This is a genomic window from Mycolicibacterium sarraceniae, from assembly GCF_010731875.1.
Classification (GTDB): domain Bacteria; phylum Actinomycetota; class Actinomycetes; order Mycobacteriales; family Mycobacteriaceae; genus Mycobacterium; species Mycobacterium sarraceniae.
In genome coordinates this window covers 479783-500822 of sequence record NZ_AP022595.1, presented here as the reverse complement: position 1 = coordinate 500822, position 21040 = coordinate 479783, and the positions used below count along the sequence as shown (strand labels likewise).

The window sequence follows — 21040 nt, the reverse complement described above, 5'->3', positions numbered from 1 at the left end:
GTCGCCATTCTTACTGCTGAAACGCCACACGAAATTCGCAACTGCAAAGAAACCGGACGCAGGTAGGTAAATGGCCGATCCGCGCTAGGACCGGAGAGGTTGCTAGCCGGTTGAATCGGCTAAATCCTTTGCAGTTCATGGCAATCCTTGTTGAGACCACCCTTAGCGCCGGGTCGTTGACGACGTCGCGGGCCGCATCGTATCGTCTCCGTCATGTGGGGGATCGTGTCCCTGTTGGGTCTGTCCGTGGCGGCCGACCCGCTGCGGATAGGTATCGCGATGCTGTTGACATCACGTCCCCGGCCCATGGTCAACCTGGTGGCCTTCTGGCTCGGATCCCTGGTAGCGGGAATCGTCGTCTCCCTTGGCGCGTTTGTGTTGTTTCCAGGTTTGGTGTCTGAAGCCCTTAACATCGTGGTTTCTTGGATCGGGAGCCTCACTGGTGGTCACACTAGGCGCATCGTTGGGGCCGTTGCCCTTTTTGTCGCCGCGGCTTCCGCCGTGCGCTTGGCGCGACGACCGATGGTAGGCGCGAAACGAGTTCTCCAGAAATCCAATTGGGCAGCGCAGCCAAGCGCCTCGACTGCGATTTCAAGGGTGGCGTTGCGTGCGAGAGAGCTGTTGCAGGACGGGCGTCCGTGGGTTTCGTTCGCCGCTGGCCTCTCGCAGGGGCCGGCGCCAGTCGAGTACCTCGCGGCGATATCGGTCATCCATGCGTCCGGCGCAGCGACCGGAACGCAGCTGGGAGCTTCCGTTGCTTTTACCGTTGCGACGTTGGCCGTTGTTGAGGTCCTACTCGTCAGCTTTGTCGTAAAGCCCGCGCAGACCCAATCGATACTTGCGAACGCACGTGACTGCTTACAGCCCTACCGCCAGCACATCGCTACCGTGGTGGCGGGGCTGCTCGGGATCGTCTTGGTGGTCGGCAGCGGCTGAGCCGGCGGTGCCCGCTGCAGCCACACGGGTGCGAGGTGGCATGGCTGTCTGGAGACTGGCGCAACGAGCGTCGCCGCTGGGAGCTGAAGCCAAGGGGCAGGCCCGCCGCCATCGCCAAGCTGCCCGCAGCAGGGCCGATCGGTCAACTCCAGTCAGCGGTGAGCTGGACTACTTCCAGACCAGCAGGTCCTCAACCCCGTTGTTGTAGACCACCGAGGTCGGCGCGGGTCCGGTCACGTCGAAGTACAGCTTGCCGGAGGCATTGTCGCCCTGCTGGAGTGTCCCGCCGCTGATGCCGGCCGGGGTGGCGGCCTGCCACAGCACCGGGTAGTTGGCGCCGTTCGCGGCGCGGGCGTCGAAATTCGGCTTAGCGCCCATGGCCGGCAGCTGGATCGAGTTTCCCCTGGCAGTAACGTTGCGGACGCGTTCGCTGCGTAGCTGTCAGTGGGGGTTGGGTTCGTTTGCGAACAGCTGCGTGACGTTGCGTTGGCGTTCTCGTTTGACGTTGGCGCGTGCCGCGTCGAGTGAGCGCCTGAGGGTGTTGTTCTCGCTGTGTGCGCGTTGGAGGTTGTGGGTGAGGGTGGAGACGAGGTCGCGAAGTCGGGCGTTTTCCTCGGCGAGGTGGTTTCCGTCGGGATCGTAGAGTTGGCCGGCGAGATCGCTGATGCGGTCTTCTCGCTGTTGGACTGCGGTGCGCAGTGACTTGGCGAGGGCTTCGGCGCCGAGGGCTCGTTCTCGCCACGAGGCGGATGTGTGATCGAGGGCTTTTTCGGCGTGGTCAATTCGGTTGTTGTGGGAGGCATCTCGGGCACTCAGGACTGCCCGTGTGAGGTGGGGGCGCCGCTTGTCGTAGATGAATGTCTTGCCGACTCCGGCGAGGTCGCAGACGTTGGCGACGGTGAATGGCGCGCCGGCCTTGATGAGTTTGGTGAGAGCGTTGCGGACTCGGCGTTCGCATTCGGTGGTGTTGGTTGTGCGGTGTTCGATCATTTCGACGGGGCGTCGGCGGGCCTTGGGTTCCGTCAAGTCGTCCTCCTTAGGATCCGGGTTCGCTGCTATCACTTTGGGGCGGGGGTGGATTCAGTTGAGCTATGTGCCATCCGGTGGCGAATAGTGGGTCGAAGTAGTCGTGGACGGGTGTACGCAGGTCTGGTTTCTCGGCTTCTTCCAGGAGACCGAGTTCGTCGAGCGCTTCGCGTAACGCGGTGAGTACTGGTTCCCACGGATGCCATTGACTGAGGATGTAGTCGCGGGCATCGTCGGTGGGTGCGCCTTCTGCGAAGTGGTAGGCGGCATCGCGTTTACGCTCCCAGTAGGCGAGATCCGCGCCGGTGAGCACAAAGTGCTCGCATGGTCCGTTCGGACCGTTGCTGCAGTTCTTGTCGAATGGGCATTGCGCGCCGCCGACCACCGGGCCGTAGCGGCACAGGCCGTGCTCGACTGGGACGATGCTCAGATCGATGCGGGCTTCGGCGGCGCGTGTGTCGTCGGCCTTTGTCTCGGTTGGTCGCATCAAGATGGTGCCCGGCTTGTTCATCCCTGGTCCTGCGGCCCAGAGCTGCTTGAGGTGTCGGGCCATGCTGTCGTTGCTGTAGTTCGCATAGTGCGCCAACGACTCTTGGGAGAAGTGTCCCAGTAACTGCCGTACCAGAGCTGCGGGAGCGCCGTTGTTCAATAGCGAGGTAGCCAGGGTTGCTCGGGTCTGGTGTGTGGTGATCCCCTTGAGGCCAAGACCTTCGAACCAAGGCCGGAAAAGCTCGTTGAACCATGATTGTCCTACTTCGATGACCAGGTCGGGATTACGCACGGCGCTTGGGAACAGCGGTTTGTCGCGATCCCACCTCGCCTCCAGCGCTGCCCGCCCGCGTTCGTCGAGAGCAGCAAGTTGCTCGGCGTAGCGGGTGCGAAGTTTCGCCCGTGTGATCCCCACGGTGAAGCAGTCGTTCGTAGACCGGCAGATAGCAGGGCATACCGTAGTCGACGACGTTGACTTTGCTGAGGTCTCGCCAGATATAGGGTTGAGCGGCGCCGACGAGTCCTACACAACCGAGTCGGAGTTTGAGTGTTTCGCTGATCCGGCCACCTTGGAAGGCCTGGGTGAGCCAAATGTCAGCGAGGCCGAGATTGTGGGTGTCGAGTGCTTCAAGAGCGGTCACACTCTCGGGGTTGACCAGCAGTTGAAAGTCGCTGTAGGTCAAGGGGCGCGGTCGCGGCTTCTTCGTGGGGATCGGGTAGTCGGGAAGGCTGTAGATGAAGGGGTCCAACCCTGCCGGGGCTCGATGGCGTTCGCGGCTGCGCTGGAGTACAAGTCGGATACCGGACATGTAGCGATGGCGTGTCAGCTCGTTGAGAGTGCTGGCTCGCTTGGCGTTTTCGTTCTGGAAAGGGAGGGGAGTCTGCTCGAGGAACCATAGGTCCCAGGTGTCCTTGACCGCGAGCGCATCGGTTCTGTCAAGTCGGGCGGGGTCGTTTCCGTGGTCCTTACGGTTTTTCCGCAGTATCTGCGACAGCAGGATGATGCCGGTGATTTTGTTGTAAAGCGTTGCTGTGCTGGGCCGTTTCCCGGCGGGTTTGAGGGCCTCGTCGCGCAGGTGTTCCCAGACCAAATCCCGCAGCCAGCGCTGTGAGACTGCGGTGAGATCCCAGACTTTGCGTCGGTTCGGCTGTCCTTGTGATCCGGGAAATGGTGTGCTTCCGACGAGTACCGGGTCGAACCAGCCCGCGGATTTGGCAAGGTCGGCAGTGACGGTGAGACTGCGCGCCGCGAAGGGAAGGGCTACCCAGATGCGGCGCGCGTCGATGCGGCGGCTGTTGGCTGCGAGCTCGGTGAACAGGGGATCGTTGAGTGACTCCACGGCGTTTGCCGCCAGAGCATCGACCACTTTCTGCAACTCGGAGGGCCGCCATTGTGTGCGTCGCGCGAGTCCGGCATGGCGATGCAGGGCGTAACGGATCTCACGCTGCAAGCCGAGCGGGAGCATCGCCAATGACAGTTGCCCTCGCATGGTCGGGTGCGTCACCGAATCTCTGACTTGTTTCGACGTGAGCCACGCGTCCCAGGATTCCGAATCTGCCTGTCCGCCTGTGACGGTCAGCCAGCGGTGCCAGAGACGGAGATGGCTTCTGCACACGCGGTGATGGTCCCAGCCTGACACCGCGCTATCGTGGGCGCAGCGCGAAACCGTGCAGCGGGCAATCCTCGGCAACGGATGCGCGTCGCGGCGCCACTGTGCTTCGCTGAGGCCACTGCGCTGTGCTTTGCGCAGCGAGTTCGCATGTTGGTGACAGTAGCCGTGCTGGTCGGCTTGCCGATTGGCGCCGCAGATCGCACAGTCGGGCTTAGGCGTTAGCGCCCAACCGAATTGGGCAAATCTCCCGGGCCTAGCACCGCGGATGAATTCTTCGAGATCTGCGGGGGCCTTCAGCTGGCGGTATTGCTTCAAATGTTCAGCGCACATCAGGTCCCTACACGTTGTGTTGAGTGTGCCCGCGCACTCGGGGACCAGGCACGCCCAACCGTAGGTCGGATGCTGGGGTGGGAAGGCGATCGGTTCGGCCAACAGCCACGGCGGAAAGTGTTGGCTGACAACGGTGTAGCGCTGCTCGATGGTGAGACTCAGGTAGTCGCTGGCAGTCTCCAGGATTGGAGGCTGAGCCTCTGCTGCTGCTGCGCTCATGGAGTGTCTTTCGAGGCTACCGGCACGAGGTAGCTTTCGGTCGGTGGTCGTGCCGTGGCATCCCAGGCCCGCTGCAGATATTTCATCGCATGCTGGTTGGCGGACTTGCCGTAGAGATCGGTGACCATCTGCGGGCTTGCCCAGCCGAACTCTTGAGCGACCATCTCGGCGTTGAAGTCAGTTTCGGCGTAGAACGTCGCTGCAGCTTTGTGCCGGAATCCGTGCGGGGTGACCCGCGCCTGCATCCCGGCCCTCGTGCACGCTCGGCCAAGCATCTTGCGCACCCCGGCAGTGGTCAACGCCGCGCCCGGGGTTTTCCCCAGGACATGCACGAGGACCTGCTCGTGGTCCACCAGGTGCTGCATCGGATGGAACTCGTCGAGTAGGTAGGCGTGGAACGTGCTGATCATGTCCGGGCTCACTGCACGGATGACCCCGTCCAGAACGGTCCCGTCATCGGCGAGGTTGACCGGTGCACGAGTCTTCGCGCGGGCACCATTGGGGTTGTCATCGCGACCGACGATGTGAATGTGCGGATCGGTGCGCTGGCATCGATGGTGATGGGTGAGGTGCAAGTCGCAGAACCGTAGCCCGCACAGGCCGCCCACCCTGATACCTGCGTCGTGGAGCCAGGTGACGATCATGACGTCACGCGCCGTTGTCAGTACCCCTGGCGCAAACAGAGCTTGTACCTGTTCATCTGGCAGAAAGCGGGGTCGGCGAGCCGCTTTCTTCGGTGCAAGGGGATTGGCTTCACCGTTCCACCGTGTCGCGCCTTGTCGTGCAGTGTGATGGGACGTGAGTGCCTCCACCAGTTTGGCGTTGATGTTGTGCGACACGGCCAGCGCCAGATAGAAGGCTTTGACGATCGAAGCTACGTTCCCCGCGGCCGAGGCACCCAGCGGCCTCTGGGTCGGTTTTCGCCACGCTGCGCCGTAGACGCCGTCGAGTTGACCGGTCAGGCCGTTCATGTAGCGCCGCAAATCGTCAAGAGTGACCGTGTCGACCGATTTGCCATTGGCCAGCAACCAGTTCAAATGATCGGCCAGACTGTAGGCGTAGGTCTGCTGAGTGGACCTCTGGTACCGGCACAAGACGGTCAGTGAGGGCCGGTGCACCTCCAGATCGGGGGTGAAGATCCAAAAGGACTGACTCTTGTCCCGGTGCCGGACCTTGCGAACAGAAAACCGATCAGCCTCCATGACACCACCCGTTCTGCTGTGTGATCAATCCATGACCGCACGTCATATCACCTGCTCGACGGCGACGACGGGCGCCGCGCCGCGAACCCGATGCCTTGCCGTTGCGCGCTAAGGCGTTGATGTCGAACACATTTCAGCATCGTGACGCCGGCATTGCCCCTTGCCGGCCGCGTGGGCGAAGGTAGATAGCGCGCCTGCGAGTAGGTCCAGCGGGCGGTCCGGGACACACCGACCTGCTGCGGTGCTGGCGGCGCCGACTGTCGGCATGTCAGGGGCGGGTATTCTGAGCTGCGCAACTGGTCTGCTGGGGGCGAAATGCCCGCAGCATCGAGCGGCGCGTGCTCGCACAGGCGTGGCGTGAGAGGGAACCCGGTGAGAATCCGGGACTGTCCCGCAGCGGTATGCAGGAACGACCGCCGTCATCGGCACTGGTCTTCACGACTGGGAAGCGACGGCCATTAGGTGCACTCATAGGGGTGCGTGCCTGCGAGTCCGAAGACCTGCCAGGTGTGCTGGGTGCGCCGCGCCCAGCGGCGCATCGCCTCGTGGAATGGGCGGACTCCAAGCTGTGGTCAGCGACCGCATTTGGCAGAGGTCCGAGGGCGATGAGCTTCCCGTCGCATCAGAAAGACGCTGCTCGTGTCTCCTACCGTTACACCCTTCACCGCAACCACATTGGGATCCCCACGGATCGGGCCTCGTCGCGAACTCAAACGCGCGATCGAGGGCTACTGGTCGGGTCGCATCGATAAGGCCGATCTGGAGTCGGTCGCCGCTGACCTGCGTAGGCAAGGTTGGGCAGAACTCACCGCCGCTGGCCTCGACTCGATTCCAGTCAACACCTTCTCCTATTACGACCAGATGCTCGATACCGCGGTCCTGCTGGGCGCATTACCGGCCCGGTATGCCGTCGTCGACGACGAGCTGGATCGCTACTTCGCGGCCGCCCGTGGCACCGCAGAGGTGGCGCCGCTGGAAATGACCAAATGGTTCGACACGAACTACCACTACATCGTCCCCGAAATCGGCCCCGACACCGTCTTCAGGCTGAACCCGGCAAAAGTCCTCAACGAACTCCAGCAAGCTCAGGACGCAGGTGTACCGGCACGCCCGGTCATCATCGGACCGCTGACGTTCCTTGCGCTGAGCAAGGCAGTCGACGGAGCTTCGTCGCCGACCGAGCGCCTCGACGACGTGGTGCCGCTCTATGTCGAGCTACTCACTGTGCTGGCCGATGCCGGTGCTCGATGGGTGCAGATCGACGAACCCATTCTGGTCACCGACACCCTGGACGACGGGCCCGCACTGGCCGAACAGGTCTACACGACACTGGGCGAAGTTACCGAGCGTCCGGCAATCTTCGTCGCGTCGTATTTCGGCGCCCTCGGCCAAGCGCTGCCGGCACTGGCCCGGACCCCGGTCGAGGCGATCGGGGTCGACCTGGTCTACGGCTCGGATCCCGCCATCGGCACAGTGAGCGAACTGGCCGACAAGATCCTCGTCGCCGGCGTAGTGGACGGCCGCAACGTGTGGCGAACAGATGTGCGCACAGCGTTGGACACCCTTGACTCGCTGCGCAATTCAGCTGCATCGATCGCGGTGTCGACATCGTGCTCGACGCTGCACGTGCCCTACTCGCTGACGCCGGAAACCCACGCCGACGACGCCTTGCGCAGCTGGCTGGCCTTCGGGTCGGAGAAGATCATCGAGGTCGCGGCCCTTTCCGCAGCGCTGCGAGATGGCCGTGACCGAGTCGCCTCGGCCATCGGTGAGGCCGACGCCGCAGCAGCCTCCCGCAGGTCTGATCCCCGCCTACACAACGATGACGTCCGCACACGGCTGTCGTCGATCCTGGCGTCGGGTGCCAGCCGTGGGCCCGCGGCTGACCGGCGCACGAGTCAGGACGCGCGGCTGAACCTGCCCGCGCTGCCGACCACGACCATCGGGTCGTATCCGCAGACCGTCGAGATTCGTAAGGCCCGTGCGGCCTGGGTTGCCGGTGAGATCGACCAGACCGAGTACACCAACCGCATGAAGGCCGAGGTCGAGTCGGTGATCCGGCTGCAGGAGCGGCTCGGCCTGGACGTGTTGGTGCATGGCGAGCCGGAACGCAACGACATGGTTCAGTACTTCGCCGAGCAGCTCGACGGGTTCTTCGCGACAACGAATGGCTGGGTGCAGTCCTACGGGACCCGGTGCGTGCGGCCACCGATCCTCTACGGCGACGTGGCCCGCCCGGCACCGATGACGGTCGAGTGGGCCACCTACGCCCAATCTCTGACCGGCAAGCCGGTCAAAGGCATGCTGACCGGTCCGGTGACCATCCTGGCGTGGTCGTTCGTCCGCGACGATCAGCCGCTGGCCGATTCCGCCAATCAGGTGGCACTGGCGATCCGGGATGAGACGGTGGATCTGGAAGCCGCCGGCATCGCCATCATCCAGGTCGACGAACCCGCATTGCGTGAGCTTCTTCCGTTGCGACGCAAGGACAAAGACGCCTACCTGGACTGGGCAGTGTCTGCGTTCCGCCTGTCGACGTCAGGAGTCGCCGACTCCACCCAGATCCACACGCATCTGTGCTACTCGGAATTCGGTGAGGTGATCGGAGCGATCGCCGCCCTGGATGCCGACGTGACCTCGGTGGAAGCCGCCCGCTCACACATGGAGATCGTCGGCGACCTGACAGCCGCGGGATTCGCCAACAGCATCGGACCCGGTGTCTACGACATCCACTCGCCTCGGGTGCCGGACACCAGCGAGATCGTCGAGGGCCTACGTGCCGCGCTGCAAGCCGTCGGCCCGGATCGGTTGTGGGTCAACCCAGACTGCGGTCTGAAAACCCGCAAGACCGATGAGGTCGAAGCCGCGCTGCGCAACATGGTCGACGCCGCCACGCAAGTCCGCGCCGACGCCTGAGCACCACCCGTTGCGCCCCAGCTTGTCCTGGGGCGCAACGGGTTCACTCCCACACGATCGGATCTCCCTGGTGCCCCTGAACACCGTCGCACTGGAACTGGTGCCACCCAACATCGACCGCGGTACCCAGCACGCCCGCCACGAAGCGCACAACGTCCTGGAACTGGCCGCCCAGACCGGGCTCGCCGGCCGGATCGGTCACGTCATGATCCCCGGCATGATCGCCGAGGACGACGACCGGCCCATCGACATGCAGCCCAAACTCGACGTCGTGGACTTCTGGTCATCGGTCCCGAACTGCCCGGCGTACGCGGCCTGTGCACGCAAGTCACCGCCTTCCTCGACGAATCCGCGCTACGCAGCCGGCTGACCGGCCTGGGCGCAGCGGGGTTCGACGGCATCATCTTCGTGGGCGTCCCCCGCACGATGAACGACGGCGACGGCGCGGGAGTGGCACCGACCGACGCGCTGTTGAAGTTCGACGATCTCGTCGCCAACCGCGGCGCCATCGTCATCCCGACCCGAGACGGTGAGCGTGAGCGATTCCAGTTCAAATGCGACCGCGGCGCCACCTTCGCCATGACGCAACTGCTGTATTCCGACGCGATCGTGAGCTTCCTGCGCGAATTCGCCCGATTCAGCGATCACCGCCCCGAGATCCTGCTGTCTTTCGGCTTCGTACCGAAGCTGGAGAGCACAGTCGGCCTGATCGAGTGGCTCATCCAGGACTCCGGCAACGCGGCTGTCGCCGCCGAGCAGCAATTCGTCCGCGACCTTGCTGCCAGCCCACCCGATATCAAGCGCCGACTGCTGGTCGAGCTGTACAAGCGCATCATCGACGGCGCGGTCGACCTGGGGTATCCGCTGAGCCTGCACTTCGAGGCGCCCTACGGCGTGTCCAAACCGGCCTTCGAGACCTTCGCCGAGATGTTGGCCTACTGGGCTCCGACACCGTGAACCCCACCCGAACCCGGCACACCCCTCTGAGGGTGATGGGAATCGTCAATGTCACACCTGATTCCTTCTGGGCCGAAAGCAGATTCGAGACACTCGAACAGGCGGTTCGCGCTGGACAGCAGATGTTCGAGGCCGGTGCGTGGGCCGTCGACATCGGCGGCGAGTCGACCCGCCCAGGTGCAGTACCGGTGTCGGTGGACGAGGAGCTCGACCGCATCCTTCCGGTCGTGGCCGAGCTGGCCCGATTCGGGGTCGTCGCGGTGGACACCCGACATGCCGAGGTTGCGCAGGCGGCCGTCGATGCGGGTGCCCGCATCGTCAACGACGTGTCAGGCAAGCTCTACGAGGTGGCCGGACGTCTCGGCGTGGGATACGTCAGCATGCCCGCGCACACCGTGCCCGTCGTCGCCGGTGTATACCCGCGCTACGGCGATGTCAGCGCCGACATCACCAGGGTGGTGACCGACACCGCCGACTTGGCCATCGAGTGCGGCGCCTCCCGAGTGTGGGTCGATCCGGGCATCGGCTTCGGGAAGTCGCCCGCCGACAATCTGCGGCTCCTGCGGGATCTGCCCGTGTTGTGCCAGGGACCGTTCCCGGTTCTGCTGGGGGTCAGCCGAAAATCGTTCCTGCACACGGTGACTGGGCGCAGTGTCGGCGACCGGCTGGCGGGCTCGCTGGCGGTCATCGCCCCCGCGTGGTCAGCGGGAGTGGACATCATTCGGGTCCACGACGTCCCAGAGACCCTTGACACGATCGCGATGCTGAACGCGATCTGGGGCTGACATCGGTCAGACGCAACGAATGCTCACATCAGGAAGGATCACCGCCATGGTTCTGGACCGGACTCGCCCCACCGTGACGGTGTGCCGGGGATGCTGTTGCGGCACCTCCAAGAAGCACCCCGACACCGACCACGAGGCCCAGCTCAGCGTGTTGCGTGAGCTGATGCGGGGCGTCGCCGATCTTCGAGTCACGGACTGCCTCGGACCGTGCGAACGCTCGAATGTCCTGGTGATCTCGCCCTCACAGGACGGACACCGAGATGGAGGGCGATCAACCTGGCTCGGCTACGTCTTCACCGAGGAGGCCGGCTCTGCCATCGCCGACTGGCTGCGCGACGGCGGGCCCGGAGTGGCCGAATTCCCTCGCGAACTTAGGAGATACCGCTTCAAGCGACCACGAAAACACACGTGACCGTTCGTTCCGCGGAGACATTCGCGGCCGCTTCAGCGCAGGACCACCAGCAGGTCACCACCTTCGACCTGGGCGGTGCGGGCGACCGCGACCCTGCCGACCACGCCGGCCTTCGTCGCGGTGATCGCCGCTTCCATTTTCATCGCCTCGATCGTCGCCACCGTCTGCCCCACCGAAACGGCGTCGCCCTCGGCTACAGCCAGGGTGACCACACCCGCGAATGGTGCTGCGACATGATCGGAATTGGTTTTATCGGCCTTCTCCGACACCGGAATGTCGGAGGCGATTGAACGGTCTCGCACCCGCACTGGGCGCAACTGACCGTTGATGATGCACATCACCGTGCGCATCCCGCGTTCGTCGGGGTCGCTGATTGCTTCCAATCCGATCAGGAGCTCGACACCCTGCTCGAGTTTCACCGAATGCTCTTCACCGTGACGCAGCCCGTAGAAGAACTGGTTCGCCGACAGCCGGCTAGTGTCACCGAACTCGTCCCGATGAGCCTCGAACTCAGCCGTCGGGCCAGGGAACAGCAGACGATTCAGCGTGGCCTGCCGCGTGGGGCCTGCGCAGGCCAGCACCGACTCGTCCTCGGCCGTCAGCTCGCGCTCAGGTTTGGCAGGTTCCCTACCGTCAAGAGCTTTAGACCGCAACGGTTCCGGCCACCCGCCAGCCGGATCGCCCAGCTCGCCGCACAGGAACCCGATGACACTATCGGGAATGTCGTAGCGCCCCGGGTCCGCGGCAAACTCTTCCGCGGTGGCGTCGGCACCCACCAGCGACAGCGCCAGATCACCCACCGCCTTGCTCGACGGGGTGACTTTCACCAGACGACCCAAGATCCGGTCGGCGCCAGCGTAGGCATTCTCGATATCCTCGAACCGGCCACCCAGCCCCAGGGCGATCGCCTGCTGCCGCAAGTTGGACAGCTGCCCACCCGGAATCTCGTGGGTGTACACCCGCCCGGTGGGAAATGTCGGACCGGCCGCCGCAACATCGAATGGCGCGTAGACCTTTCGCAAGGCCTCCCAGTACGGTTCCAGGCCGCAGACCGCAGATAAGTCCAACCCGGTGTCGAACTCGGTGTGGGCGGCCGCGGCCACGATCGACGACAGCGCCGGCTGACTGGTGGTTCCGGCCAGCGGTGCCGCCGCCCCGTCGACCGCATCGGCACCCGCGGTCCACGCCGCAACGTAGGTGGCCAGCTGGCCACCAGGGGTGTCATGGGTGTGGACGTGAACCGGCAGGTCGAAGCGTGACTTCAGCGCCCTCACCAGGGTCGCCGCCGCCGGCGGGCGCAACAGCCCGGCCATGTCCTTGATCGCCAGCACATGCGCGCCGGCCTCCACGATCGACTCGGCCAACCGCAGGTAATAGTCAAGCGTGTACAAGGTCTCGGCCGGATCGGACAGATCTGCGGTGTAGGACATCGCCACTTCGGCAATGGTCGTCCTGGTGCCCCGGACCGCGTCAATCGCAGGTCTCATCGCGTCAATGTTGTTCAGCGAGTCGAAGATCCGGAAGATGTCGACGCCGGTTTGCGCGGCTTCATCGACAAAGGCCTGCGTGACCTTGAGCGGATACGGCGTATAGCCAACGGTGTTGCGGCCGCGGAGCAGCATTTGCAGACAGATGTTGGGTAGGGCCTCCCTCAGCGCGGCCAGGCGCTCCCAGGGATCCTGTTTAAGGAAGCGCAGCGCGACGTCGTAGGTCGCGCCACCCCAGCATTCGACGGAGAGCAGTTGCGGCGTCATGCGAGCGATATACGGTGCCACGCGGATCAGTCCGCTGGTGCGCACCCGGGTGGCCAGTAGCGACTGGTGCGCATCGCGGAACGTGGTGTCGGTGACGGCCACGGCCGGGGAATCCCGCAACCAGCGCGCGAAACCGTCCGGGCCGAGTTCGGTGAGCCGCTGTTTGGAGCCTGGCGGCGGGGGCGTGCGCAGGTCGACGTCGGGCAGCTTGTCGCGCGGGTACACCGCGGACGGCCGCGGGCCGTGCGGCTGATTGACTGTGACATCGGCCAGGTAGTTGAGGATCTTGGTACCCCGGTCGGCGCTGGCATGCGCAGTCAGCAGCTGCGGGCGTTCTTCAATGAACGAAGTAGTCACCCGGCCGGCCTGGAAGTCCGGGTCATCCAGAACAGCCTGCAGGAACGGGATATTGGTGGAGACACCGCGGATGCGGAACTCAGCCACCGCACGGCGGGCGCGGCGCACCGCCGCGGGGAAATCGTGGCCACGACAGGTGAGCTTGACCAGCATCGAGTCGAAATGGGCCGTGACTTCGGCGCCGATGTTCGTGCCTCCGTCGAGCCGGACTCCCGCACCCCCCGGTGACCTGTACCCGGTGATCCGGCCGGTATCGGGCCGAAAACCATTCGCCGGGTCCTCGGTGGTGATCCGGCATTGGATCGCCGCTCCCCGCATGACCAGAGTCTCTTGGGACAAACCGAGATCGGCCAACGTCGCCCCGGCCGCGAGCTGCAGCTGCGCGGACACCAGATCCACGTCGGTGATCTCCTCGGTCACCGTGTGCTCGACCTGGATTCGCGGGTTCATCTCGATGAAGACATGCTGGCCGCGTTCGTCGAGCAAGAACTCCACCGTGCCTGCACACGAATAGCCGATCTCCCGGGCGAACGCCACCGCATCGGCGCAGATACGCTGTCGCAGTTCGGGATCGAGATTCGGCGCTGGTGCCAGCTCGATCACCTTCTGGTGGCGTCGCTGCACGCTACAGTCCCGCTCGAAGAGGTGAATGACCTCCCCGGTGTGATCGGCCAAGATCTGCACCTCGATGTGACGGGGATTGAGCACCGCCTGTTCGAGGAACACCGTCGGATCGCCAAAGGCCGATTCCGCCTCCCGGGAGGCCGCCTCGATGGCTTCCCGCAACTCGCCGGCTTCGGTGACCCGGCGCATGCCGCGGCCACCACCACCGGCCACCGCCTTCACGAACAGCGGGAAGGTCATGCCGGCCGCAGCCGCCATCAACTCGTCAACGTCGGCCGACGGGTCCGACGACGCCAGCACCGGCAGTCCCGCCGCGCGTGCCGCCGCGATCGCCCGTGCCTTGTTCCCCGTGAGCTCCAGCACCTCCGACGACGGACCCACAAACGTGATACCCGCTGCCGTGCACGCCGCGGCCAATTCGGGGTTCTCCGAGAGGAACCCATAACCGGGGTAGATCGCGTCAGCTCCACACGCCTGTGCGGTCGAGACGATCTCCTCTACGCTGAGGTAAGCCCGTACCGGATGCCCGGGCTCGCCGATCTGGTAGGACTCATCGGCCTTCGAGCGGTGCAGCGAATTGCGGTCCTCGTAGGGGTAGATCGCGACGGTGGCCGCACCCAACTCGAAGGCGGCGCGGAACGCACGGATCGCGATCTCCCCGCGATTGGCGACTAGAACCTTGGCGAACACACTTCCCTTTCGAACTGGAACTAGGCGAGCGCGCGCTGCGGCTGGCCCGAATACTCACTGAGCGGGCGGATCAACGCGTTCGCCCCCGCCTGCTCCATGATGTGCGCGGTCCACCCGGTGATCCGACTCATCACGAACAGCGGCGTGAAGCTGGGGATATCGAACCCCATCAGGTAGTAGGCGGGGCCGGTCGGGAAGTCCAGGTTCGGCTTGATCCTGGTGGCGGCATACATCGAACTCTCCAGAACGTTGTAAATGTCCATCCAGCGCTGCCCGTTACGTGCCTCGACCACCCGCGTCAAGGCGGCCTTCATCGTCGGCACCCGGGAATCCCCGTTCTTGTACACCCGGTGGCCGAACCCCATCACCTTCTCTTTACGGGACAACTTGCCGTGCAACCACTCCGGGGCACGATCGGCTGAACCGATCTCGATCATGTCGTGCATCACGGCCTCGTTGGCACCACCATGCAGCGACCCTTTCAACGCACCGATCGCCGCGGTGACCGCGCTGTAGATATCGGACTGAGTCGAGGTGACCACGCGGGCGGCGAACGTCGAGGCATTGAAGCTGTGCTCGGCATACAGGATCATCGACTGCTCGAAGGCTGTGACGATGACGGGTTCGGGGACCTCACCCAGGCTCATCTTCAAGAAGTTCTCGGCGTAGCTCAGATGACTGTGCGGGGCAATGGGTTCCAGCCCATGACGACGGCGGATATCGGCGGCGACGATCGTCGGGAGCACCGCGAACATACGCAGCGACTTGGCGTAGTTGGCGGCCTGGCTGCTGTCATCCTCGTCGGGATCCTCGGCGCCGAGATAGCTGATCGCGGTCCGCACCACATCCATGGGATGGCAGTTGTCGGGAAGGTTGGCCAGCAGCGAGAGCATCGACCGGTCGATCCGTCGCGATGCCCGTTCCCGCTGGGTGAACAAGGCCAGTTGCTGATCGGTCGGCAACTCCCCGTGCCATAACAGATAGGCGACCTGCTCGAAGCTGCACTGCTCGGCCAGGTCCTGCACGGGGTAGCCGCGGTAGGTCAGGGAGTTGGTCTCGGGGACCACCTTGGAGATCGCGGTCGTATCCACGACGACACCGGCCAGCCCCTTGTGGATCGTGGGAGCGCTCATCGGGTCACTCCTTGCAGTGCGAAGTTGTAGATATCGGAGTCGAACTGGTTGTAGTCGGCGTAGCGCAGCAGTTCATAGAGCCGGCTGCGATGCTGCATCTGGTCGAGCAGTCCGGATTGGGTTCCAGTGGAATGGATCTCACGCAAGCCGACTTCGACGGCGTGCATCGCCAACCGCAATGTGGTCACCGGGTAGATGACGACGTTGTAGCCGATATCGGACAGCTGGGCGGCGCTCAGAAGCTCTGATTTACCGAATTCGGTCATGTTCGCCAGCAACGGTGTGTCGACGGCAGCCCGGAATTGTTCGAAGTCCACAGGTGTGTGCAGGGCCTCGGTGAAGATCAGATCGGCGCCGGCGTCGGCATAGGCCTTCGCGCGGTCGATAGCCGCCGGCACGCCTTCGATTCCGGCGGCGTCGGTCCTGGCGCAGATGATGAAGTTCGGGTGGCGGCGGGCCGCGACGGCCGCCCGGATCCGCTTGACCATCTCTGCGGTCGGCACCACGGCCTTGCCGTCGAGGTGGCCACAGCGCTTCGGGTTCACCTGGTCTTCCAGGTGGCAACCAGCCAGGCCGGCGTCTTCGAGAACGGTCACGGTGCGCGCTGCGCTCATCGGCTCACCGAATCCGGTGTCGGCATCGATGAATGTCGGCAGGTCGGTCACGCCGGCGATCTGGCCACCGCGGGAGGTGACTTCGGTCAGGGTGGTCAGGCCGATGTCGGGCAACCCGAGGTCCGCCGAGAGCACCGCACCGGACACATACACCCCGTCAAAGCCGATCTCGCCGATCAGCTTGGCGACCAGCGGTGAGAACGCTCCCGGAAAGCGCAGCAGCCGACCAGAATCCAGCCCTCTGCGGAACCGTGCGCGCTTGTCGGCCGGTGAAGCCACCGCGCCGATCAGGCCGGCGCTCACGAGAAGATCCCGGACGGGATCGTCGGCGCCTTGTCCAGCACCCGCGGGTCGACCAGGACGTTGAGTCGATCCACCTCGCCAGGTTGGAGGCTGGCCAACTCTGCGGCGGTCACCAGGAAGCGCTCCTGTTCGGCCTCCTCCACGACCCCCTCGGCGAGCTCGGCGAATTTGGCGACGTACTGCTCGCGCTCGAAGGGCCGCGCGCCCAGCGGATGCGCGTCGGCGACCGCGAGCTCGTCGGTGATGACGTCACCGTTCTTGAGGGTGACGACGGCCTTGGCGCCGAACGCCTTCTCGGCGGGATCGGTGGAGTGATAGCGACGGGTCCACTCCGGGTCTTCGACGGTGGAGATCTTGCGCCACAGCTCGATCGTGTCGGGCCGGTGCGCGCGCTCGGGCGCGTAAGACCGTTCGTGATGCCAGGTGCCGTCCTGCAAAGCGACGGCGAAGATGTACATCACCGAGTGGTCCAAGGTCTCCCGTGAGGCATCCGGGTCGAACTTCTGCGGATCACCTGAGCCAGTGCCGATCACGAAGTGGGTGTGGTGACTGGTGTGCAGGACGATTGTCGCGATCTGATCGAGATCACCGATGCGGTCGCGCAGCCGGCGGGCCAGGTCGATCGGAGCCTGGCTTTGGTATTCGGCGGAGTGTTCCTTGGTGTAGCTGTCCAGGATGGCCCGCTTGGGTTCTCCTGGCTTGGGCAGCGGCACCTGGTAGGTGTGCTCAGGCCCCGAGAGCAGCCAGGCGATGACGCCATCCTCACCCTCCCAGATCGGGGCGGGTGAGCCCTCACCGCGCATGGCGCGGTCGACCGCTTCGATGGCGACCTTGCCGGCCAGTGCGGGCGCATAGGCCTTCCAGCTGGAGATCAAACCCTTTCGGGACTGCCGGGTCGCTGTCGTGAGATGCAGTGCCTGTCCGATCGCGTTGTAGATGGTCTCGGGATCCAGCCGCAGCATGGTGCCCAGGCCGGCCGCGACGGCGGGCCCGAGATGTGCGACGTGGTCGATCTTGTGCTCGTGCAGGCAGATTCCCTTGACCAGGTCGATCTGGACTTCATAGGCGGTGGCGATGCCGCGAATGAGGTCGGCACCACGGATGTCTAGGTGCTGGGCAACGGCAACCAGGGCCGGGATGTTGTCGCCGGGGTGCGAGTATTCGGCGGCCAGGAAGGTGTCGTGAAAGTCCAGTTCGCGCACGGCGACGCCGTTGGCCCACGCTGCCCACTCCGGTGAGACGCTGCCGGGGACACCGAACACCTTCGCACCGCGATGGGCCGTACGGTGCGCCAGCGCCTGGGCACGCGCCACGGTGACTGGTCGCCTGATGACCGACGCCGCCGAGACAGCCGCGTTGTCGATGATGCGGTTGATGACCATCGCCTCGGTCTCCGCCGGCACGGCGACCGGGTCGGCAGCCAACTCGGCGATCTTCCACGCGAGATGTTCAGAGCGCGGGAACTCCTCGGCGCTGCGGCGGGTCCGGACCTCATGGATCTGCAAGCTCGACATGATTCGCACGCTACGCACCCCGAGAACTGCTGGAAATCCACTGCAAATGTGTATTTTTGCGTCCTTTGTCGGGCGATTTTGCAAATATTGCGAAAGTGATGCCGGGTACGCTCGTGGCGTGGCCGGAGCGCCGGGTAAGACGTTCGCGGGGGCGCGGTTGCGCCGTCTGCGGGAAGAACACGGCCTCACGCAGGTGGCGTTGGCCCGTGCGCTGAATCTGTCGACGAGCTACGTCAACCAGCTGGAGAATGACCAGCGGCCCATCACAGTCCCGGTGTTGCTCACGTTGGCCGAACGGTTCAACCTGCCCGCCCACTTTTTCGCCACCGATTCCGATGCGCGGCTGGTGGCTGACCTTCGTGAGATTTTCACCGAGGGGCCGGCAACCACCGCCCAGATTGAGGAATTGGTGACCCGCATGCCCGAGGTCGGGCAGACCATCGTGAATCTGCATCGCAGGTTGCACGACGCCAGCGCAGAACTCGAGACGGTCCACGGCCGAGCCAATCAGGACGCCCAGCCCGGTACCCAGCAGCCAATGCCGTTCGAAGAGGTCCGCGACTTCTTCTACGACCGGCGTAACTACATCGACTCACTCGATCGAGCCGCCGAGGAGCTTTTCCGCACCCGGGAATTGCGGGTCGGCGGCCTAGACGGACAACTTGCGGCACTCCTGGCCGAACAGCTCGGGATCGCCGTGGTGGTTGATGATGGTGATGTACTGGGACACAACGTGAAGCGCCGCTTTCAACCCCACGATAATGTGCTCTTCCTGGCCCGGTGGCTACTGCCCGGTCAGCGGGCGTTCCAGCTCGCGACACAACTGGCGCTGATGCTGCACTCCGAACTGATCGACGCAATCCTGGCCGCAGACGACCAGCTCAGCGCGGAAGCGCGCGAAGTGGCGCGGATCGGTCTGGCCAACTATTTCGCCGGTGCGCTGCTGCTGCCGTATCGCGAGTTCCTCGACTCCGCTGAGCAATTGCAGTACGACATCGATCAACTATCCCGCCGGTTCGAGGTCGGCTTCGAGACGATCTGCCACCGGCTGTCGAACCTGCAACGGCCCGAGGCCCGCGGGGTGCCGTTCATCTTCGTGCGGACCGACAGCGCCGGAAACATCTCGAAACGCCAGTCCGCGACGGCATTTCACTTCTCGCGTATCGGCGGAAACTGCCCGTTATGGGTTGTGCACCATGCCTTTTCCAGACCGGGGGAGTTTCTCACTCAGGTCGCCGAGATGCCCGACGGGCGCCGCTACTTCTGGCTCGCCAGAACGTCGGTGTCGACGCCGAGCAGCTATCTGGGCACCCCGAAAAGCTTCGCCATCGGACTAGGGTGCGAACTAAGCCACGCCAGCAAGCTGGTCTACTCAGTAGGCGTCGATCTCAACGCACATCAAGCCGCGGTACCGATCGGCGCGGGCTGCCGGATCTGCGACCGGCCCGCCTGCCCACAACGGGCATTCCCCTATGTAGGACGAGCGGTCCACGTCGACCCGCAGACCAGCAGCAGCCTGCCCTACTCCCCAGTCCCCTAAACGAAGGTCGTTGCCGCCGAACGCGCAACGGGTCCGCAGTCGTGGGCCCGCTGTCGCGGCAACCGGCACGGTTACCCCTTACCCATGATGGTCGACGCGATGGCCTGGAGAATGTCGGCTTGGGTCTTACCGGTGGTCATCTCCATCCCGGACAGCAATAGACTGTTGAGGTTCACGAGCCCCGTGATCAGTCCCGTGTCACCGCACGGTTCGGCACGGTAGGCCGCGACGCGTTCGTGAAAGAAGGCGCAGTCGTCCTGGTTCCAGGCGGTCATGACGTCGATGGCCCACCTCGTCTTCTCATCGTCAGCCACAACACACCGCCGGGCGACCTAGAAGATCAGACCGGAGGTCTTGGTAGTGGCTGCGGCGAACCGGTTCTGTACATCTTCCCAGTTGACGACGTTCCAAAAGGCGGTGACATAGTCGGCCTTGACGTTCTTGTACTGCAGATAATAGGCGTGTTCCCACATGTCGACCTGCAGCAGCGGAATGACGCCTAGGGGCACGTTCGCTTGCTGATCGTAGAGCTGAAACGTCAGCAGCCGATCGCCTAGACTGTCATATCCCAGCACGGCCCAACCCGAACCTTGTAGGCCGTTGGCGGCCGCGGTGAATTGGGCGCGAAAGTTGTCGAAGGATCCGAATTGGTCATCGATGGCCGCTGCGAGGTCACCGGTGGGCTTGTCGCCGCCATTGGGCGACAGGTTCTTCCACCAGATCGTGTGGTTGACGTGTCCGCCCAGGTGAAAGGCGAGGTTCTTCTCGTTGAGGAAGATAGCAGCGTGGTCACCGTTGGCCCGAGCTTCCTCGAGTTTCGCGATGGCGTCGTTGACGCCTTTGACGTAGGCGGCGTGGTGCTTGCTGTGGTGAATTTCGTTGATCTGTCCGGAAATATGCGGTTCGAGAGCCCCGTAGTCGTAGTCCAGCTCGGGCAGGGTGTATTCAGCCATGAGGCTTCCTCCACGGTCGGTCGTCGATGATGTTCGCTTGCGTCCCGTCAACGCGCTGCATGCGTAGTTTCGGGAACCACAACAACCTACCTGTTCATCTGTTCAGATGATAGGTTGGGGGTGTGGTCGACCGGGAGCGCCGGAGTCGATGCAGCACATCAACCGCCGTCCTCGAATTGAGGTGGCAGCGTGTCCCGGTTGCCCACCTGCGCCACTTGCCGAATTGACTGCTGCACAATCGATGTACTTCTACTTGCGTCCCGTGGCGACGCAGCGAACAGACGCAGGAGAGTGTTTGGCGTGGACCGCCTCAAATGCATCGCCAACGCGGAGTCCGCATTGCTGGAGATGGATACCCAGGCTTGGTCAGTGCGCTTTGATCTGCTTGCCGACCCCAACCGGCTGCAAATCCTGCTGGCGCTGCACCGTGCGCCGGGGATCTGCGTGGGCGATCTGGCCGCAGCGCTGGGACGACCGGAGAACACCGTCTCGCAGGCGCTGCGCATCCTGCGCCAGCCAGGTTGGGTCAGCGCCACCCGCGTCGGACGCAGTGTGAGGTACCGACTCGACGACCCGACCGTGCACGAGCTGTTGCATTGGATCGGCGCTCACGCCTCCGGTGAGGGCACGCATACCTGACACTCCCGCTTCATCGGCAACATCGGGCGGGTCT

General features: G+C 64.2%; 17 protein-coding genes, 1 pseudogene and 1 riboswitch. Of the genes and pseudogenes, 7 read left to right on the top strand and 11 right to left on the bottom strand.

Going from position 1 to position 21040, the window contains the following annotated elements; all coding sequences use genetic code 11:
• Positions 1 to 213: 213 nt before the first annotated feature.
• Complete coding sequence (locus G6N13_RS02625; protein WP_163694692.1) at positions 214 to 936, top strand: GAP family protein; 723 nt, start codon at positions 214 to 216, stop codon at positions 934 to 936.
• A gap of 168 nt (positions 937 to 1104) precedes the next feature.
• Here G6N13_RS02625 and G6N13_RS02620 read toward each other — a convergent pair whose 3' ends face one another.
• The 5 genes from G6N13_RS02620 to G6N13_RS02605 form a co-directional block, all read right to left on the bottom strand.
• Positions 1105 to 1314: a DUF1942 domain-containing protein gene (locus G6N13_RS02620; RefSeq protein WP_163694691.1), complete on the bottom strand. Its 210-nt coding sequence runs from the start codon at positions 1312 to 1314 to the stop codon at positions 1105 to 1107.
• 63 nt (positions 1315 to 1377) lie between these two features.
• On the bottom strand, positions 1378 to 1962 hold the full coding sequence (locus G6N13_RS02615) for a hypothetical protein (RefSeq protein WP_235677908.1): 585 nt from the start codon (positions 1960 to 1962) through the stop codon (positions 1378 to 1380).
• A 10-nt stretch (positions 1963 to 1972) separates the two neighbouring features.
• Positions 1973 to 2743, bottom strand: coding sequence for a tyrosine-type recombinase/integrase (locus G6N13_RS24760; protein WP_235677907.1), 771 nt, complete (start codon positions 2741 to 2743; stop codon positions 1973 to 1975).
• Entirely contained in the window at positions 2736 to 4613 is a 1878-nt protein-coding gene (locus tag G6N13_RS02610; protein ID WP_235677906.1) for a hypothetical protein, read from the bottom strand. The genes G6N13_RS24760 and G6N13_RS02610 overlap by 8 nt, the downstream gene beginning before the upstream one ends.
• A complete protein-coding gene (locus G6N13_RS02605) occupies positions 4610 to 5815 on the bottom strand; it encodes a tyrosine-type recombinase/integrase (protein WP_163694690.1) in 1206 nt (401 codons plus the stop codon). Before G6N13_RS02605 ends, G6N13_RS02610 begins: the two co-directional genes overlap by 4 nt.
• A gap of 312 nt (positions 5816 to 6127) precedes the next feature.
• A riboswitch (cobalamin riboswitch) is annotated at positions 6128 to 6337 on the top strand.
• Between the two features lie 117 nt (positions 6338 to 6454).
• Here G6N13_RS02605 and metE point away from each other — a divergent pair.
• From metE to G6N13_RS02585, 4 genes and pseudogenes are all read left to right on the top strand, one after another.
• Positions 6455 to 8731: a 5-methyltetrahydropteroyltriglutamate--homocysteine S-methyltransferase gene (metE, locus tag G6N13_RS02600; RefSeq protein ID WP_163694689.1), complete on the top strand. Its 2277-nt coding sequence runs from the start codon at positions 6455 to 6457 to the stop codon at positions 8729 to 8731.
• 70 nt (positions 8732 to 8801) lie between these two features.
• Positions 8802 to 9688 (top strand): annotated as a pseudogene (locus G6N13_RS02595) (mycobacterial-type methylenetetrahydrofolate reductase).
• Between the two features lie 35 nt (positions 9689 to 9723).
• On the top strand, positions 9724 to 10473 hold the full coding sequence (folP, locus tag G6N13_RS02590; RefSeq protein ID WP_163694688.1) for a dihydropteroate synthase: 750 nt from the start codon (positions 9724 to 9726) through the stop codon (positions 10471 to 10473).
• Positions 10474 to 10519: 46 nt separating this feature from the next.
• Positions 10520 to 10885: a (2Fe-2S) ferredoxin domain-containing protein gene (locus G6N13_RS02585; protein ID WP_163694687.1), complete on the top strand. Its 366-nt coding sequence runs from the start codon at positions 10520 to 10522 to the stop codon at positions 10883 to 10885.
• Positions 10886 to 10917: 32 nt separating this feature from the next.
• Here the strand turns inward: G6N13_RS02585 and G6N13_RS02580 are convergent, their stop codons facing one another.
• The 4 genes from G6N13_RS02580 to prpD are packed head-to-tail and all read right to left on the bottom strand — an operon-like array spanning position 10918 to position 17865.
• Positions 10918 to 14310 carry a pyruvate carboxylase gene (locus G6N13_RS02580; RefSeq protein WP_163694686.1) on the bottom strand — a complete coding sequence of 1131 codons (3393 nt, stop codon included), beginning with the start codon at positions 14308 to 14310 and terminating at the stop codon, positions 10918 to 10920.
• Positions 14311 to 14330: 20 nt separating this feature from the next.
• A complete protein-coding gene (locus tag G6N13_RS02575; protein WP_163694685.1) occupies positions 14331 to 15443 on the bottom strand; it encodes a bifunctional 2-methylcitrate synthase/citrate synthase in 1113 nt (370 codons plus the stop codon).
• Positions 15440 to 16360, bottom strand: coding sequence for a methylisocitrate lyase (gene prpB, locus G6N13_RS02570; RefSeq protein ID WP_163694684.1), 921 nt, complete (start codon positions 16358 to 16360; stop codon positions 15440 to 15442). Before prpB ends, G6N13_RS02575 begins: the two co-directional genes overlap by 4 nt.
• Complete coding sequence (prpD, locus tag G6N13_RS02565) at positions 16357 to 17865, bottom strand: 2-methylcitrate dehydratase PrpD (protein ID WP_179965130.1); 1509 nt, start codon at positions 17863 to 17865, stop codon at positions 16357 to 16359. Before prpD ends, prpB begins: the two co-directional genes overlap by 4 nt.
• 127 nt (positions 17866 to 17992) lie before the next feature.
• On the opposite strand from prpD, the gene G6N13_RS02560 reads away from it, so the two are divergent.
• A complete protein-coding gene (locus tag G6N13_RS02560) occupies positions 17993 to 19414 on the top strand; it encodes a short-chain fatty acyl-CoA regulator family protein (protein WP_235677905.1) in 1422 nt (473 codons plus the stop codon).
• Positions 19415 to 19485: 71 nt separating this feature from the next.
• Here the strand turns inward: G6N13_RS02560 and G6N13_RS02555 are convergent, their stop codons facing one another.
• Together G6N13_RS02555 and G6N13_RS02550 are read right to left on the bottom strand one after the other, a co-directional pair.
• Positions 19486 to 19728, bottom strand: coding sequence for a hypothetical protein (locus G6N13_RS02555; RefSeq protein WP_163694682.1), 243 nt, complete (start codon positions 19726 to 19728; stop codon positions 19486 to 19488).
• Positions 19729 to 19746: 18 nt separating this feature from the next.
• Positions 19747 to 20367, bottom strand: coding sequence for a superoxide dismutase (locus G6N13_RS02550; RefSeq protein ID WP_163694681.1), 621 nt, complete (start codon positions 20365 to 20367; stop codon positions 19747 to 19749).
• A gap of 348 nt (positions 20368 to 20715) precedes the next feature.
• On the opposite strand from G6N13_RS02550, the gene G6N13_RS02545 reads away from it, so the two are divergent.
• Positions 20716 to 21006, top strand: a complete 291-nt coding sequence (locus tag G6N13_RS02545; protein WP_163701585.1) for an ArsR/SmtB family transcription factor — start codon at positions 20716 to 20718, stop codon at positions 21004 to 21006.
• Positions 21007 to 21040: the final 34 nt, after the last annotated feature.

Bases quoted from the DNA above. Each gene is read 5' to 3' on its own strand.
- folP (WP_163694688.1), top strand. From the start codon at position 9,724: ATGGGAATCGTCAATGTCACACCTGATTCCTTCTGGGCCGAAAGCAGA.
- G6N13_RS02545 (WP_163701585.1), top strand. From the start codon at position 20,716: ATGGATACCCAGGCTTGGTCAGTGCGCTTTGATCTGCTTGCCGACCCC.
- G6N13_RS02620 (WP_163694691.1), bottom strand. From the start codon at position 1,314: ATGGGCGCTAAGCCGAATTTCGACGCCCGCGCCGCGAACGGCGCCAAC.
- G6N13_RS02625 (WP_163694692.1), top strand. From the start codon at position 214: ATGTGGGGGATCGTGTCCCTGTTGGGTCTGTCCGTGGCGGCCGACCCG.
- G6N13_RS02605 (WP_163694690.1), bottom strand. From the start codon at position 5,815: ATGGAGGCTGATCGGTTTTCTGTTCGCAAGGTCCGGCACCGGGACAAG.
- G6N13_RS02585 (WP_163694687.1), top strand. From the start codon at position 10,520: ATGGTTCTGGACCGGACTCGCCCCACCGTGACGGTGTGCCGGGGATGC.
- G6N13_RS02610 (WP_235677906.1), bottom strand. From the start codon at position 4,613: ATGAGCGCAGCAGCAGCAGAGGCTCAGCCTCCAATCCTGGAGACTGCC.
- G6N13_RS02550 (WP_163694681.1), bottom strand. From the start codon at position 20,367: ATGGCTGAATACACCCTGCCCGAGCTGGACTACGACTACGGGGCTCTC.
- G6N13_RS02575 (WP_163694685.1), bottom strand. From the start codon at position 15,443: ATGAGCGCTCCCACGATCCACAAGGGGCTGGCCGGTGTCGTCGTGGAT.